The sequence below is a fragment of the Enterobacter cloacae complex sp. P15RS genome (assembly GCF_014895905.1).
In the GTDB taxonomy this organism is placed as follows: Bacteria; Pseudomonadota; Gammaproteobacteria; order Enterobacterales; family Enterobacteriaceae; genus Enterobacter; species Enterobacter quasihormaechei.
Map to the genome: position 1 here is coordinate 86,941 of NZ_JADBQL010000007.1, position 14,753 is coordinate 101,693.

General features: G+C 54.7%; 13 protein-coding genes. 9 read left to right on the forward strand and 4 right to left on the reverse strand.

Annotated elements, in window-relative coordinates; translation table 11 throughout:
- The first annotated feature begins 93 nt into the window (after positions 1–93).
- Positions 94–1,350 carry a glycoside hydrolase family 18 protein gene (locus tag IM267_RS04645; RefSeq protein ID WP_193032907.1) on the forward strand — a complete coding sequence of 419 codons (1,257 nt, stop codon included), beginning with the start codon at positions 94–96 and terminating at the stop codon, positions 1,348–1,350.
- A 48-nt stretch (positions 1,351–1,398) separates the two neighbouring features.
- On the opposite strand, the gene IM267_RS04650 is transcribed toward IM267_RS04645, so the two are convergent.
- Positions 1,399–1,662, reverse strand: a complete 264-nt coding sequence (locus IM267_RS04650; protein ID WP_226842097.1) for a YeaC family protein — start codon at positions 1,660–1,662, stop codon at positions 1,399–1,401.
- Between the two features lie 56 nt (positions 1,663–1,718).
- Positions 1,719–2,132 (reverse strand): peptide-methionine (R)-S-oxide reductase MsrB, encoded by a 414-nt coding sequence (gene msrB, locus IM267_RS04655; RefSeq protein WP_022647790.1) that lies wholly within the window; start codon positions 2,130–2,132, stop codon positions 1,719–1,721.
- 341 nt (positions 2,133–2,473) lie between these two features.
- Here msrB and gapA point away from each other — a divergent pair, with 341 nt between their 5' ends.
- Both gapA and IM267_RS04665 read left to right on the forward strand, forming a co-directional pair.
- Entirely contained in the window at positions 2,474–3,469 is a 996-nt protein-coding gene (gene gapA, locus IM267_RS04660; protein ID WP_006809136.1) for a glyceraldehyde-3-phosphate dehydrogenase, read from the forward strand.
- A gap of 75 nt (positions 3,470–3,544) precedes the next feature.
- Complete coding sequence (locus IM267_RS04665; protein ID WP_107535151.1) at positions 3,545–4,435, forward strand: D-hexose-6-phosphate mutarotase; 891 nt, start codon at positions 3,545–3,547, stop codon at positions 4,433–4,435.
- A gap of 49 nt (positions 4,436–4,484) precedes the next feature.
- Here the strand turns inward: IM267_RS04665 and IM267_RS04670 are convergent, their stop codons facing one another.
- Complete coding sequence (locus IM267_RS04670) at positions 4,485–5,231, reverse strand: MipA/OmpV family protein (protein ID WP_063866429.1); 747 nt, start codon at positions 5,229–5,231, stop codon at positions 4,485–4,487.
- Between the two features lie 432 nt (positions 5,232–5,663).
- On the opposite strand from IM267_RS04670, the gene yeaG reads away from it, so the two are divergent.
- From yeaG to IM267_RS04700, 6 genes are all read left to right on the forward strand, one after another.
- Positions 5,664–7,598 (forward strand): protein kinase YeaG, encoded by a 1,935-nt coding sequence (gene yeaG, locus IM267_RS04675; protein ID WP_193032908.1) that lies wholly within the window; start codon positions 5,664–5,666, stop codon positions 7,596–7,598.
- A gap of 68 nt (positions 7,599–7,666) precedes the next feature.
- A complete protein-coding gene (locus IM267_RS04680) occupies positions 7,667–8,950 on the forward strand; it encodes a YeaH/YhbH family protein (RefSeq protein ID WP_063449020.1) in 1,284 nt (427 codons plus the stop codon).
- Between the two features lie 99 nt (positions 8,951–9,049).
- Positions 9,050–9,550: a YbaK/prolyl-tRNA synthetase associated domain-containing protein gene (locus IM267_RS04685; protein WP_193032909.1), complete on the forward strand. Its 501-nt coding sequence runs from the start codon at positions 9,050–9,052 to the stop codon at positions 9,548–9,550.
- A gap of 409 nt (positions 9,551–9,959) precedes the next feature.
- Positions 9,960–11,291, forward strand: a complete 1,332-nt coding sequence (locus tag IM267_RS04690) for a glycoside-pentoside-hexuronide (GPH):cation symporter (RefSeq protein WP_131638135.1) — start codon at positions 9,960–9,962, stop codon at positions 11,289–11,291.
- 15 nt (positions 11,292–11,306) lie between these two features.
- On the forward strand, positions 11,307–13,343 hold the full coding sequence (locus IM267_RS04695; RefSeq protein WP_193032910.1) for a glycoside hydrolase family 31 protein: 2,037 nt from the start codon (positions 11,307–11,309) through the stop codon (positions 13,341–13,343).
- Positions 13,344–13,449: 106 nt separating this feature from the next.
- Positions 13,450–13,896: a DUF441 domain-containing protein gene (locus tag IM267_RS04700; RefSeq protein ID WP_063449023.1), complete on the forward strand. Its 447-nt coding sequence runs from the start codon at positions 13,450–13,452 to the stop codon at positions 13,894–13,896.
- On the opposite strand, the gene IM267_RS04705 is transcribed toward IM267_RS04700, so the two are convergent.
- Entirely contained in the window at positions 13,880–14,671 is a 792-nt protein-coding gene (locus IM267_RS04705) for a helix-turn-helix transcriptional regulator (protein ID WP_107535147.1), read from the reverse strand. The two genes, IM267_RS04700 and IM267_RS04705, sit on opposite strands and share 17 nt — an antisense overlap.
- Between the last annotated feature and the right edge of the window lie 82 nt (positions 14,672–14,753).

Below are 14,753 nucleotides of genomic sequence, written 5' to 3' on the forward strand. Positions count from 1 at the left end.
CACAGGCGAAGCGGCAATGCTATCCTCTTCAGGCTGTTTTTTCGCCACGCCTTTTTCTGTGGCGTGGTTATTTTTAGTCAAAGAGGATCTTATATGAAACGTTTGCCCTTGCTGGCAGCATTACCCTTGCTTTGCGCGTCGGTTGCTTACGCCGCGCCCCTGATGTCCGTGGGCTACTTCAATGGCGGTGGCGATGTGACCGCCGGACCGGGTGGCGATATCAATAAACTCGACGTTCGCCAGATCACCCACCTGAACTACTCGTTTGGTCTGATCTATAACAACGAGAAAGACGAAACTAACGCCGCGCTGAAAGATCCGGCTAAGCTGCATCAAATCTGGTTATCTCCGAAAGTGGCGTCCGACCTGGCGTTAATTCCTCAGCTTCGTAAACAAAACCCGAACCTGAAAGTCCTGCTGTCCGTGGGCGGCTGGGGGGCGCGCGGTTTTTCTGGCGCAGCGGCAACCCAGGAGAGCCGCGCGGTGTTTATTCGCTCCGCGCAGGAGATCGTCAATAAATACGGCCTGGACGGGATCGATCTCGACTGGGAATTCCCGGTCAACGGCGCGTGGGGGCTGGTCGAGAGTAACCCTGCCGACAGGGATAATTTTACCGCGCTGTTAAAAGAGCTGCGTGACGCGTTTGGTCAGAAGAAGCTGGTCACGATTGCGGTGGGCGCGAATGCGGAAAGCCCGAAAAGCTGGGTGGACGTGAAGGCCATTGCCCCCCTGCTCGACTACATCAACCTGATGACCTACGACATGGCGTACGGAACCCAGTATTTCAACGCCAATCTGTATGACTCCAGCGCCTGGCCAACGGTGGCCGAGGCCGATAAATACAGCGTCGATTTTGTAGTCAATAACTACCTGGCCGCCGGGCTTAAGCCGCAGCAGATGAACCTCGGGATCGGTTTTTACGGTCGCGTACCGAAGCGCGCCGTTGAACCGGGCATCGACTGGAGCAAACCGGACGCGCAAAACAATCCGGTGACCCAGCCCTACTTCGGTCCGCAGGAAATTGGCCTGTTTAAATCGCTTGGCTACGATCTGACCAAAGATACCTATGTGAAATACAATGATATCGTCAGCAAGCTGTTGAACGATCCGCAGAAACGCTTTACCGAGCACTGGGACGATCGGGCGAAGGTGCCGTGGCTGTCGGTAAAATCCGCCGACGGGAAGGCGCTGTTTGCGATCTCCTATGAAAACCCGCGTTCCGTGGCGATCAAAGCGGATTACATCAAGGAGAAAGGACTCGCAGGCGCCATGTTCTGGGAGTATGGCGCGGATGACAACAACCAGTTAGCGAAGCAGCTGGCGGAGTCGCTCGGGATCCAGCATAAGTAGTACGACATCAAGCCCTCTCCCTGTGGGTGAGGGCATCAACCCGCACCGTTATTGCATTTTCATCGTCGCAATCGGCTTTGGCGTAATGCCAAACTCTTCTTTCAGCTCGCGCTTGCTCTTCATCACCATCTGGCCTTGCGTGTCGATGGTCATGTGCTGTGCGTCGGTATTGTTACGCGCCTGCCACAGCATCACCAGCTGCAAGCTGTTCTCTTTTTGCTCCGGGGTCAGCGCCACGCCGTCCGGCCATTTTCCCAGCTCAACGGCCGTCACCAGACGCTGATACACCTCCGGGGTCATGCCTGCAATCATGTCATTAATATTCACGATCTCTCCCTTTCAAAGGAATAATTTGCTGAATCGTTTTTTCAACCTTTGGTCTGGTCGCCGTTTTCGTCATCAGTAAAGCTCATTGACGCCGAATTGACGCAGAAACGCTCCCCTGTCGGCTGCGGGCCGTCCGGAAAAACGTGCCCGAGATGCGCGTCACAGTTTCCGCAACGAATTTCGGTACGCACCATGCCGTGCGAGGAGTCCGTCAGGTAGCGGATCGCATCGTCGCTGACAGGCTCGTAAAAGCTCGGCCAGCCGCAGCCAGAATCATACTTAGTCTGGGAGTTAAACAGCGGTGCATCACACACCAGGCAATGGTAGACGCCTTCCCGCTTATTGTGCAGCAGACGCCCGGTAAACGGCGGTTCTGTGCCGTGATTTTGCGTCACGTAAAACTGCATCTCCGTCAGGTTTTTTTTCAGATCGTCGGGGTTATGTTGGTTCGACATATGCTTACATCTCGCTGTTGAAACAGACATCTTTTAACCCAGATTCTAACAAAACATTAACACCCGCGCGTGCACTTTTGTTCTAAACTTATGTGTCGCGAAAAGGCGGTCAGGCAATTGTGATCAATTTCACATTTTAATCCTGTGAGGCCTTTAAAATTCCGGGCGCAGCCCCCATGTGGTTGCTAGCTCAAAGGGAAAGTGAGGCGAGTCAGTCGCACAAACGTTAGTCACAGGATTGATTTGTCGCAATGATTGACACGATTCCGCTTGACGCTGCGTAAGGTTTTTGTAATTTTACAGGCAACCTTTTATTCACTAACAAATAGCTGGTGGAATATATGACTATCAAAGTAGGTATCAACGGTTTTGGCCGTATCGGCCGTATTGTTTTCCGTGCTGCTCAGAAACGTTCTGACATCGAAATCGTTGGTATCAACGATCTCCTGGACGCTGAATACATGGCGTACATGCTGAAGTACGACTCAACTCACGGTCGTTTCGACGGCACCGTTGAAGTGAAAGACGGCCACCTGGTTGTTAACGGCAAAACCATCCGCGTTACTGCTGAGAAAGACCCAGCTAACCTGAAATGGAACGAAATCGGTGTTGACGTTGTAGCTGAAGCGACCGGTATCTTCCTGACCGACGAAACTGCACGTAAACACATCACTGCGGGCGCGAAAAAAGTTGTTCTGACTGGTCCATCCAAAGACAACACCCCAATGTTCGTTCGTGGTGCAAACTTCGAAACTTACGCTGGCCAGGACATCGTTTCCAACGCATCCTGCACCACCAACTGCCTGGCACCGCTGGCTAAAGTTATCAACGACAACTTCGGCATCATCGAAGGTCTGATGACTACCGTTCACGCTACCACCGCTACTCAGAAAACCGTTGATGGCCCTTCCCACAAAGACTGGCGCGGCGGCCGTGGCGCGGCTCAGAACATCATCCCATCTTCTACCGGTGCTGCTAAAGCAGTAGGTAAAGTACTGCCAGAACTGAATGGCAAACTGACTGGTATGGCGTTCCGCGTTCCAACTCCTAACGTATCCGTTGTTGACCTGACCGTTCGTCTGGAAAAAGCTGCTTCTTACGAAGAAATTAAGAAAGCAATCAAAGCTGCTTCCGAAGGCCCAATGAAAGGCGTTCTGGGTTACACCGAAGACGACGTTGTATCTACCGATTTCAACGGCGAAGTGTGCACTTCCGTGTTCGATGCTAAAGCAGGTATCGCACTGAACGACAACTTCGTGAAACTGGTTTCCTGGTACGACAACGAAACTGGCTACTCTAACAAAGTACTGGACCTGATCGCTCACATCTCCAAATAAGTTGAGATGAGTGCTTGATCTTAAAAGGCGACTTCGGTCGCCTTTTTTATTGTTTTTTAGACAGAGGATTGCTTAATGATTAATAAAATTTTTGCACTTCCGGTAGTCGAACAACTTACCCCTGTGCTCTCGCGCCGTCAGATTGACGGTGCCGATCTCATCGTCGTCGATCATCCGCGCGTTAAAGCCTCCGTAGCGCTCAATGGCGCCCACCTGCTCTCCTGGAAACCAGAAGGCGAAGAAGAAGGCCTGTGGCTGAGTGATGCCACCTCGTTCAAAAAAGGGGCGGCGATCCGTGGCGGCGTACCGATCTGCTGGCCATGGTTTGGCCCGTCAGCGCAGCAGGGTTTACCGTCTCACGGTTTCGCCCGTAACCAGCAGTGGACGCTGAAGGCGCATAACGAAGATGATAACGGCGCGGTGTTGACCTTTGAGCTCCAGGCGAACGATGAAACACGCGCCCTGTGGCCACACGAGTTCACTCTGTATGCCCGCTTCAAGCTGGGTAAAACCTGCGAAATTGAGCTGGAAGCGCACGGCGAATTCGAAACCACCTCCGCGCTGCACACCTATTTCAACGTAGGCGACATCCAGGCCGTTAAGGTGAGCGGACTGGGCGATACCTTCATCGACAAAGTGGATAACGCGAAAGAAGGCAAGCTGGACGATGGCGTGCAGAGCTTCCCGGATCGTACCGACCGCGTTTACCTGCACCCGGAAGCCTGTAGCGTGATCCACGACAGCGCGCTGAACCGCGGTATTGAAGTGGTTCATCATCACCACAGCAACGTGGTCGGCTGGAACCCGGGCCCGGCCCTTTCCGTCAGCATGGCGGACATCCCGGACGACGGTTACAAAACCTTCGTGTGTGTGGAAACCGCGTGTGTGACTGCGCCGCAGAAAACCAGCGAAGAAAAACCGTCCCGCTTAGGCCAGACGATCAAGATTGTGAAACGTCAGGCATAACAAAAACAAACGGGGCGCAAGCGCCCCGTTTTAATAGATAACGTCCAAATCAGAACTTGTAGGTCACACCCACGGAGAAGATGCCGGACCAGGACTTGTCGACCATCGGGCTGTCCTTCACTTCGTCGCTCAGACGGATATAACGGCCAGTACCGTATACGTTCCAGTCGCCGAGGAAGTTATAGGAGGCGGTGAGTTCCAGGTACGGATCCCAGCCATCATCAGCGCTGTAGCTATTCAGACCACTGCGGCGAGACTCAGCCTTAGACACGCCATAGTAGTAGTCATTGTAATTCTCGCTGCTGTACTGCACACCGATACCCGGCGTCAGGGTCACCGCGCCGTTGGTATAGCGATAAAGCCACGCCAGATCCCAGATGAAGCCGTTGCTGTTGTCCAGGGTATCGCCCGCCAGCGCCGTGCGCAGGAAGCCATACTGGGTGTTATGCACGTATGAAAGCCCCGCCATCAGCGAGCTTCTGCGCTTGTCCAGCTGACGAAGCGCATTGCTGTCGCTGTCGCCTGGTTTAAAGTGCGTTGGGTCGTAATAGGCCATGATGGAGAGCTTATCGGCCGTATCGTTCCACAGATAGTAGCCGCCGCCCAATCCACGGAACCAGAAGTTATCGCCTTCATAGGTGACAACGGGGACAGGATAAACGTCGCGGTCATACTGCTTGTACGGGCTGTTGATCACGCCAGCACCCGCGCCAACAGTCCACTGGCTCTCAGCCTGTACGGTGCTCGCTGCGGTCGCGGCAAGGATGCCCAATGCCAGAAGTTTGAGTTTGGTCACAATCCATTCTTTCCTGTAGTCAAATAATCAGCGGGTGAAGTGTAACCGCCATTCCCGTACATCCCAAAATTTTTTGCGCGCTAATCCGTTTGATTAACCCGTTATTTTTCATTTTTCAGATGACAACCCGCTTTCATTTATGTGAACGCTAAATGAAAAACCCGCTTTTCGCTTATAACCACAGTGGAAATTTTTGGATGAGTTATTGATATGTCATTGAAAGTAGATTTTATGCGTATGCAAGTTTTGCAATTGCCATCTACGCTTTAATTTAAGAAGAGGTTTTGCTGAACACCCTGCGGTTCATAGCCTTCGACCTGGCACACAGGTTGCTGCTCTGGAGGTGAGGTGCGAAAAATTCTCTTCCGGGAGCCTCCACTACTCATACGAACGGCTCTTATCCTGTGCTAAAAAACGAAAGGACGGCATGCCATGAATATATTCGATCACTATCGCCAGCGCTATGAAGCTGCCAAGGACGAAGAGTTCACACTGCAGGAGTTTCTTACCATTTGTCGGCAAGATCGCAGTGCCTATGCCAATGCGGCAGAACGGCTATTGATGGCTATCGGTGAGCCAAACATGGTCGATACTGCCATGGAGCCACGGCTTTCCCGTCTATTTTCGAATCGGGTGGTCGCCCGATACCCGGCGTTTGAAGAGTTCTACGGCATGGAAGACGCCATCGAGCAGATCGTCTCCTACCTGAAGCATGCCGCTCAGGGGCTGGAAGAGAAGAAGCAAATCCTTTATCTGCTGGGTCCTGTCGGCGGGGGTAAATCCTCCCTGGCTGAACGGCTGAAGGCGCTGATGCAGCGCGTGCCGATCTACGTCCTGAGCGCCAACGGCGAGCGCAGCCCGGTGAATGACCATCCGCTGTGCCTGTTTAACCCGCAGGAGGATGCGCAGATTCTGGATAAAGAGTTTGGCATTCCGCACCGCTATCTCGGCACCATCATGTCGCCGTGGGCGGCAAAACGTCTGCATGAGTTTGGTGGGGATATCACCAAATTCCGCGTCGTGAAGGTCTGGCCATCCATTCTTGAGCAGATCGCCATCGCCAAAACCGAGCCCGGTGACGAGAACAACCAGGATATCTCGGCGCTGGTGGGCAAAGTTGATATCCGTAAGCTGGAGCATCACGCGCAAAACGATCCGGATGCCTACGGTTATTCCGGTGCGCTGTGCCGCGCCAACCAGGGGATTATGGAATTTGTCGAGATGTTTAAAGCACCGATTAAAGTGCTGCATCCGCTGCTGACCGCCACGCAGGAAGGCAACTACAACGGGACGGAAGGTATCTCCGCCCTGCCGTTTAACGGGATTATCCTCGCTCACTCGAACGAATCTGAGTGGGTAACCTTCCGAAACAACAAAAACAATGAGGCGTTCCTTGACCGAGTCTATATCGTCAAAGTGCCTTATTGCCTGCGGATCTCCGAAGAGATCAAGATTTACGAAAAACTGCTCAACCACAGTGAGCTAATGCATGCCCCTTGCGCGCCGGGAACCCTGGAAACGCTGTCGCGCTTCTCTATCCTGTCGCGCCTGAAAGAGCCGGAAAACTCCAGCATCTACTCGAAAATGCGCGTATATGATGGGGAAAGCCTGAAGGATACCGACCCGAAAGCGAAATCGTACCAGGAATACCGCGATTACGCCGGGGTTGACGAAGGGATGAACGGCCTGTCGACGCGTTTTGCGTTTAAGATCCTCTCCCGGGTCTTCAACTTCGACCACGCGGAAGTGGCCGCTAACCCGGTCCACCTGTTCTACGTGCTGGAACAGCAGATTGAACGCGAGCAGTTCCCGCAGGAGCAGGCTGAACGCTACCTGGAGTTTCTGAAAGGCTACCTGATCCCGAAATACGCCGAGTTCATTGGCAAAGAGATCCAGACCGCCTACCTGGAATCCTATTCCGAATACGGCCAGAACATCTTTGACCGCTACGTCACTTACGCTGACTTCTGGATCCAGGATCAGGAGTACCGCGACCCGGACACCGGCCAGCTGTTTGACCGTGAGTCCCTGAACGCGGAGCTGGAAAAAATCGAGAAGCCGGCCGGGATCAGCAACCCGAAAGACTTCCGAAACGAGATTGTGAACTTCGTGCTGCGCGCCAGAGCGCATAACAATGGCCGCAATCCAAACTGGACCAGCTACGAAAAACTGCGCACGGTTATCGAGAAGAAAATGTTCTCCAACACGGAAGAGCTGTTGCCGGTCATCTCGTTTAACGCCAAAACCTCCACCGACGAGCAGAAAAAGCACGACGATTTTGTCGACCGTATGATGGAGAAAGGCTATACCCGCAAACAGGTCCGCCTGCTCTGCGAATGGTATCTGCGCGTGCGCAAATCGTCTTAACACAAGTGCCCGGCAGCGCCTTTGCTGACCGGGCCGCTGAAAGTTGGCAAATGCAGTACGGGGGATATATGACCTGGTTTATTGACCGGCGTCTTAACGGCAAAAACAAGAGCACGGTGAATCGCCAGCGCTTCTTGCGCCGTTATAAATCGCAAATTAAACAGTCGATCTCCGAGGCCATCAACAAACGCTCGGTGACCGACGTCGACAGCGGCGAATCCGTCTCCATCCCCAACGATGACATCAGCGAACCGATGTTTCATCAGGGGCGTGGCGGCCTTCGCCATCGCGTGCACCCAGGAAATGACCACTTCGTCCAGAATGACAGAATCGAGCGGCCACAAGGCGGAGGCGGCGGTTCTGGTAGCGGTCAGGGACAGGCCAGCCAGGACGGTGAAGGCCAGGATGAGTTTGTCTTCCAGATATCTAAAGACGAGTATCTCGACCTGCTGTTCGAAGATCTGGCCCTGCCGAATCTGAAAAAGAATCAGCACCGCCAGCTCAATGAATACAAAACCCATCGCGCGGGCTATACCGCAAACGGCGTGCCTGCCAATATCAGCGTCGTGCGTTCGCTGCAAAACTCGCTGGCGCGACGTACGGCGATGACGGCGGGTAAACGGCGCGAACTGCGCGAGCTGGAAACCAGCCTGAAGGTGGTTGAAAACACGGAACCGGCGCAGCTGCTGGAAGAGGAGCGCCTGCGTAAAGAGATTGCCGAACTGCGGGCGAAGATCGACCGGGTACCGTTTATCGACACTTTCGATCTGCGCTACAAGAACTACGAAAAACGTCCGGAGCCGTCCAGCCAGGCGGTGATGTTCTGCCTGATGGACGTATCAGGCTCAATGGATCAGGCGACGAAGGATATGGCTAAGCGTTTTTATATTCTGCTCTATCTGTTCCTGAGCAGAACCTATAAGAACGTGGAGGTGGTCTACATTCGCCATCATACTCAGGCAAAAGAGGTGGATGAACATGAGTTCTTCTACTCGCAGGAGACCGGTGGGACCATCGTGTCGAGCGCCCTGAAGCTGATGGATGAGGTGGTGAAGGAGCGCTACGATCCGGCGCAGTGGAACATCTATGCCGCGCAGGCATCGGATGGTGATAACTGGGCGGATGACTCGCCGCTGTGTCATGAAATTCTGGCGAAGAAGATCCTGCCGGTGGTGCGTTACTACAGCTACATTGAAATTACCCGTCGTGCCCACCAGACGCTGTGGCGTGAATATGAGCATCTGCAAGCAATGTTCGATAACTTCGCGATGCAGCACATTCGTGACCAGGATGACATCTATCCGGTCTTCCGGGAACTGTTCCAGAAGCAATCGTCCACCAGCAATGCATGACCCAACAGCCAGCGCTCCCGCTGGCTGTTTTCTTTCAGCCCTCTCCGTCCCGTGCTAAGGTAGCAAGCTGCGTATTGGCAAATCACAGGTGAATTCATTATGTCTGGTGACGTGACTGGGACGACGACCCATCAGCAGCTTATCAGCTTATTAACCGAACAGGGTGCGCGCTTTCGCGTGATGGAGCATGAGGCCGTTGGCAAATGCGAAGCGGTCAGTGAAATTCGCGGGACCGATATCCGACAGGGTGCAAAAGCGCTGGTCTGCAAGGTAAAAGGCAACGGCGTAAAGAAACATATTCTGGCTATCCTCGCCGCCGATCGGCAGGCCGATCTGAGCCTGCTTGCCCGCCATTTCGGTGGGCTGAAGGCCTCTCTCGCCAGTCCGGCGGAAGTTGATACCCTGACCGGCTGCGTTTTCGGCGCCATTCCCCCGTTCAGCTTTCATCCGGATCTGACGCTGGTCGCCGATCCGCTGCTGTTTGAGCGTTTCGACGAGATCGCCTTCAACGCTGGCCTGCTGGAAAAGTCGGTGATTGTGGATACCCAGGACTATCTGCGCATCGCCCGTCCTGAGCTTGTGACCTTCCGGAAACAATAAATACAGAGGCTGGCTAACGGTCAGCCGTTTTCCAGCAGCAGCACGGACGCGATCAAAATAATCGCGATGATAAAAAACTAAGAGGAGATAACCAGCGTTTCGACAAACATAGGATCGTTCATGATGCCCTCAGCGTTGCTCCGATCACCCCTTTTTTACCCCCGCCAAATGACAGCGACATGACAGCGATGCATCAATAAAATGACTATTTTGCCGCTGAAACGATTCTGAGCGAAATATGCTCTGCTGCGCAAAGTCACTCATTATATGATTTATTTGTTACCGGTATCACGAAAAGAAATTAACGTAACCCCGATGCCAGATCTCGCAATTGTTAACCTTTTCATCATGGTTAACTCTGTTAACGGAGCACCTCATAAATAAACCTTACACTGGCAAGGTGAATACAATGACCGAAATAATTACCCGTAAAGAAAAAATCAGTTATGGGTTAGGCGATATGGCGAGCCATATTGGGCTGGATAACGTCATTATTTTTCTGACGTTTTACTATACGGACGTGGTGGGTCTGCCTGCGGCATTCGTGGGCACCATGTTTCTTCTGGCGAGAACCGCCGATGCCATTATAGACCCGGCGATGGGCTATATCGCCGACAGGACGCGCACACGCTGGGGCAAATTCCGCCCGTGGATGCTGTGGCTGGCGCTGCCCTTTGGGGCCAGCTGTCTGCTGACCTACGCCGTACCGGAGTCGCTCGATCTACATGGTAAAATGATTTTCGCGACCGTCAGCTATACCCTGATGATGCTGATGTATACCGCGATTAATATCCCCTATTGCTCTATGGGCGCGGTAATTACCCCTGACAACGATGCGCGAATTTCCCTCCAGTCTTATCGCTTTTTCCTGGCCACGCTGGGCGGCGCGCTGTCGACATTCTTTATGATGCCGCTGGCAGAATTTTTAGGCGGCGACGATAAATTGCTGGGCTACCGCTGGGCGATGGCCATTATGGCGACCGTCGCGGTCGTCATGTTCTGGATCTGCTTCGCCAATACGCGCGAGCGTATTAAGGCTCCCGCCACCCACAATAATTATCTTGCGGAACTAAGGGATTTATTACGAAACGACCAATGGCGTGTTGTCGCCGTACTGGTAATAACCAACATTGGTTTTGGCGTTATTCGCCTTGGCGCAATGATGTATTTCGTCACGTATTATCTCGGTAGCGCGAGCTATTTTATGTGGATGCTCGGCGCGCATATTCTCGGAAAAGCCGCAGGCAGCGCGCTGGCTAAACGCCTGACGCAGAACGTGAGCAAAGTGCAGATGTTTGGCTACTGTTCCGTGCTGGCGGGAGTGCTCAGTATCGCTCTGTTCTTTGCGCCTAAGTCGGTGCTGATTCTGGTACCTATGACGTTCATCGTCTCCACCCTTTACCAGGCCACCACCACGCTGATGTGGGTGATGATGGCAGACGTCGCCGACTACGGCGAATGGAAACAGGGCAAACGCATGGACGGCGTGATCTTCTCCACCTTCCTCGCCGTACTCAAGCTGGGGATGGCAATCAGCGGCGCGATTGTTGGCTGGACGCTGGGCTTAAGCGGCTATGTGGCCAATGCCCCGGAACAGACCACCACGGCGATGTACTGCATCATTGCCCTCTTCACTCTCGTGCCTGGCATCTTGTCGCTCTGCGCGTTTGCCACGCTGCGCTGGTACAAGCTCGACGACAGCACCATGCAGTCTATCCATCTCGCCAAACACCCCGTTTAGAAGGACGCGTTATCCATGAGTGAGCTGATTCAACATTCCAACAGTATCGAGTGGCGTTTTGAACGTCAGATCCTGCGTATTGAACCCTGGGGGGAAAACAGCCTGCGCGTCAGGGCCACCTGTTCCCCGACGTTCGATGAAGCCTTGCAGGCGCTGTTACCCGCTGCACCTTGCCAGGCTGAAATCGTCGCCGAAGCGGAAAGCCTGACGCTGCGCAACGGCAATATCACCGCGAGGCTGAACCTTAAAGGTCAGCTGGCCTTTTACAATCAGCGCGGTGAGCTGCTGCTGGAGGAGATGTGGCGCCAGCGTTCTACGGTCGGTATCGGTGCCAGCGAGAAAAGTCAGGATAAATACGTCAGCGCCCTGAAGCTGGATGGCCGCGAATTTAAGCCGCTGATGGGCGGCAAATATCAGCTCACCGTCCGGTTTGAATCGCGTCCGGAAGAACGCCTCTATGGCATGGGTCAGTATCAACAGCCGTGGCTGGATCTGAAAGGCTGCACGCTGGAACTGGCGCAGCGCAACTCCCAGGCAAGCGTCCCCTTTATGCAGTCCAGCCTTGGCTATGGCCTGCTGTGGAACAACCCGGCGATTGGCGAAGCCAGCTTTGCAAAAAACCAGACGGAATGGCGCGCCCGGGTCACAGGTGAAATGGACTACTGGATCACCGCCGCTGACACGGTGGCGGAGATCACCCGCCAGTATGTGAAAGCCACCGGTATGCCCCCGGCAGCCCCGGCGTTTATCAGCGGGCTGTGGCAGTGTAAATTGCGATACCGCACCCAGCAGGAGGTGCTGGAGGTCGCGCGGGAGTATCGCCGCCGTAACCTGCCGCTGTCGGTCATGGTCATCGACTTTTTCCACTGGCCGAATCAGGGCACCTGGTGCTTCGATCCCGTGGACTGGCCCGATCCTAAAGCAATGGTCGATGAGCTGCGCGAAATGGGTATTGCGCTGATGGTTTCGGTGTGGCCAACGGTAGAGGCGCTCAGCCCCCTCTACCCGCAGATGAAAGCCAAAGGGTGGCTTGTCAGCAGCGAACGCGGCGTACAGGTTAACCTCGATTTTATGGGCAATACGACGTTCTTTGACGCCACGCATCCCGAAGCGCGCGAGTTTGTCTGGGATACGGTGAAGCGAAATTATTACGATTTGGGCATCAAACTGTTCTGGCTCGACGAAGCGGAACCGGAGTACCGCGCCTATGATTTTGATAACTATCGCTACCACGCCGGTCCGGTGCTGGAAGTGGGCAACCGCTACCCGCGCGATTTTGCGCAGGGCTTTTACGATGGGCTACAGGCAAACGGTGAAACTGAGATAGTTAACCTGGTACGCTGCGCCTGGGCAGGCAGCCAGCGCTATGGCGTGCTGGCGTGGTCGGGTGATGTCCACTCCTCGTTCCATGCTTTTCGCAATCAGCTCGCCGCCGGACTGAATATGGGGCTGGCGGGGATCCCGTGGTGGACTACCGATATCGGCGGCTTCCAGGGAGGGAACGTCAACGACCCGGCGTTCCACGAATTGCTGATCCGCTGGTTCCAGTGGGCGGTGTTTACGCCGGTTCTGCGCATGCACGGCTATCGCGAGCCGCAGATCCAGCCCCCGGAGCGCTATCGGGACGGCATTCCTCAATGTAACAGCGGTTCGCCTAATGAGTTGTGGAGTTACGGAAAAGAGAATTACGCCATCATGCAGCACTGGCTTACCGTGCGCGAAACCCTGCGCCCGTATATTGACGCGCTGTACCAGCAGGCGCATCTGTACGGAGACCCGCTAATGCGTCCGCTGTTCTGGCACTATCCGCAGGATAAGCAGAGCTGGGCGTGTGAAGATCAGTATCTGTTTGGCGAAGATCTTCTTGTGGCGCCGGTTATGCAGGCCGGTCAGCGTGAGCGCGATGTCTGGTTACCGAATGGCAATAGCTGGGTCGCCCTTAACGGCGAACGCTACCCCGGCGGGGAGCATATCCGGGTGCCCGCGACGCTGGAAACCATCCCGGTGTTTATCCGCGACGGGAGTCCGCTTATCCCGAAACTGGTGAACTGACTTCAGGCAAGCGCCCAAAAATAGACAATTTTTTCAGTAAAGCCTGCCTGCCGTCGCGTTTGCGCGTAAAGTAAGCAGGCTTACTATTTTTGGCAAGGATCCCGTCATGCTCGACCCTACTCTGCTTATACTTCTGGCCCTGGCTGCTTTGGGTTTTATCAGCCACAACACCACCGTCGCGATTTCCATTCTGGTACTGATCATCGTTCGCGTTACGCCGCTAAACACCTTCTTCCCGTGGATTGAAAAACAGGGGCTAACCATCGGGATCATTATTTTGACCATCGGCGTGATGGCACCGATTGCCAGCGGAACGCTGCCGGCATCAACGCTGCTGCACTCCTTTGTGAACTGGAAATCGCTGGTGGCGATTGCGGTAGGCGTTTTTGTCTCATGGCTTGGCGGACGCGGCGTGACGCTGATGAGCAGCCAGCCCTCACTGGTGGCCGGCCTGCTGGTGGGCACCGTGCTGGGCGTGGCGCTGTTTCGTGGCGTGCCGGTTGGCCCGCTGATTGCTGCCGGGCTGGTTTCGCTGTTTATCGGGAAGTCGTAGTCAGGCTGGCGATATAGCGGGCGGGCGTCTGCCCCAGCCCTTTCTTAAACATGGTGATAAAGGCGGTGGTGGAGTCATACCCCAGCGCCTGCGCCGCCTGCTGTACTGACTTCCCGCCGATCAAAAACTGCAACGCGACAATCAGCTGGAGCTGGTGTCGCCAGCGGCGAAAGCTTAACCCGGTCTCTTTCACCACCAGCCGTGCCAGATTGCGCTCGCTCATGGCAAAGTGGCTGGCCCACTGGGCCAGCGTCTGCCAGGCGGCAGGCTCATTTGCCATGGTCTCACTCATCAGGCGAATTTTCGGATGCGGAGAAACCGGCAGCTGGAGATGCTCCTGCGGTTGCAGGGGCAGTTCGTCAAACAGGACGTCAACCAGTCGGCCAGTCGCGGGAAGCGGCAGTTCTTCCCGCGACCTGTCCGCGAGCGCCAGCACCAGCTCCCGCACCAGGGGCGATATTTTCAGCGTACAGGTACGCGCCGGCAGGTCGAGCGCGCCGGGTTCAATAAACAGCAGGCAGAGCTGCGCGCCGGGCGTCGCCCTGTTGCTGTGCGGCGTTTGACCCGGGATCCACACCGCATACTGGGGCGGCACCATCAGCATCGCGTTTTCCACTTCGCAGGTTATCGCCCCACCCAGCGCCATAATCAGCTGCCCTTTGCGGTGCTGATGAAGCGGAATAAATTGTTCTTGTGCCACCACGCGGATGCGAAAAGCCACCGCCGCATCGTGCTGGCTGTCGGGATCGTAGCCGTCGAGCCCCAGTCCGTACATAAAGTTGTCCGATATTAGCGATAAACTGTCATTTTAGCCTGATTTCAACCACGACTTGAATCGGTATTGTATGCGCTCGCCT

Excerpts from the sequence above, each read along its gene's own strand:
- yeaG (WP_193032908.1), top strand. The coding sequence starts at position 5,664 with ATGAATATATTCGATCACTATCGCCAGCGCTATGAAGCTGCCAAGGAC.
- IM267_RS04700 (WP_063449023.1), top strand. The coding sequence starts at position 13,450 with ATGCTCGACCCTACTCTGCTTATACTTCTGGCCCTGGCTGCTTTGGGT.
- IM267_RS04705 (WP_107535147.1), bottom strand. The coding sequence starts at position 14,671 with ATGTACGGACTGGGGCTCGACGGCTACGATCCCGACAGCCAGCACGAT.
- IM267_RS04695 (WP_193032910.1), top strand. The coding sequence starts at position 11,307 with ATGAGTGAGCTGATTCAACATTCCAACAGTATCGAGTGGCGTTTTGAA.
- gapA (WP_006809136.1), top strand. The coding sequence starts at position 2,474 with ATGACTATCAAAGTAGGTATCAACGGTTTTGGCCGTATCGGCCGTATT.
- IM267_RS04650 (WP_226842097.1), bottom strand. The coding sequence starts at position 1,662 with ATGATTGCAGGCATGACCCCGGAGGTGTATCAGCGTCTGGTGACGGCC.
- msrB (WP_022647790.1), bottom strand. The coding sequence starts at position 2,132 with ATGTCGAACCAACATAACCCCGACGATCTGAAAAAAAACCTGACGGAG.
- IM267_RS04685 (WP_193032909.1), top strand. The coding sequence starts at position 9,050 with ATGTCTGGTGACGTGACTGGGACGACGACCCATCAGCAGCTTATCAGC.
- IM267_RS04680 (WP_063449020.1), top strand. The coding sequence starts at position 7,667 with ATGACCTGGTTTATTGACCGGCGTCTTAACGGCAAAAACAAGAGCACG.
- IM267_RS04645 (WP_193032907.1), top strand. The coding sequence starts at position 94 with ATGAAACGTTTGCCCTTGCTGGCAGCATTACCCTTGCTTTGCGCGTCG.
- IM267_RS04665 (WP_107535151.1), top strand. The coding sequence starts at position 3,545 with ATGATTAATAAAATTTTTGCACTTCCGGTAGTCGAACAACTTACCCCT.
- IM267_RS04690 (WP_131638135.1), top strand. The coding sequence starts at position 9,960 with ATGACCGAAATAATTACCCGTAAAGAAAAAATCAGTTATGGGTTAGGC.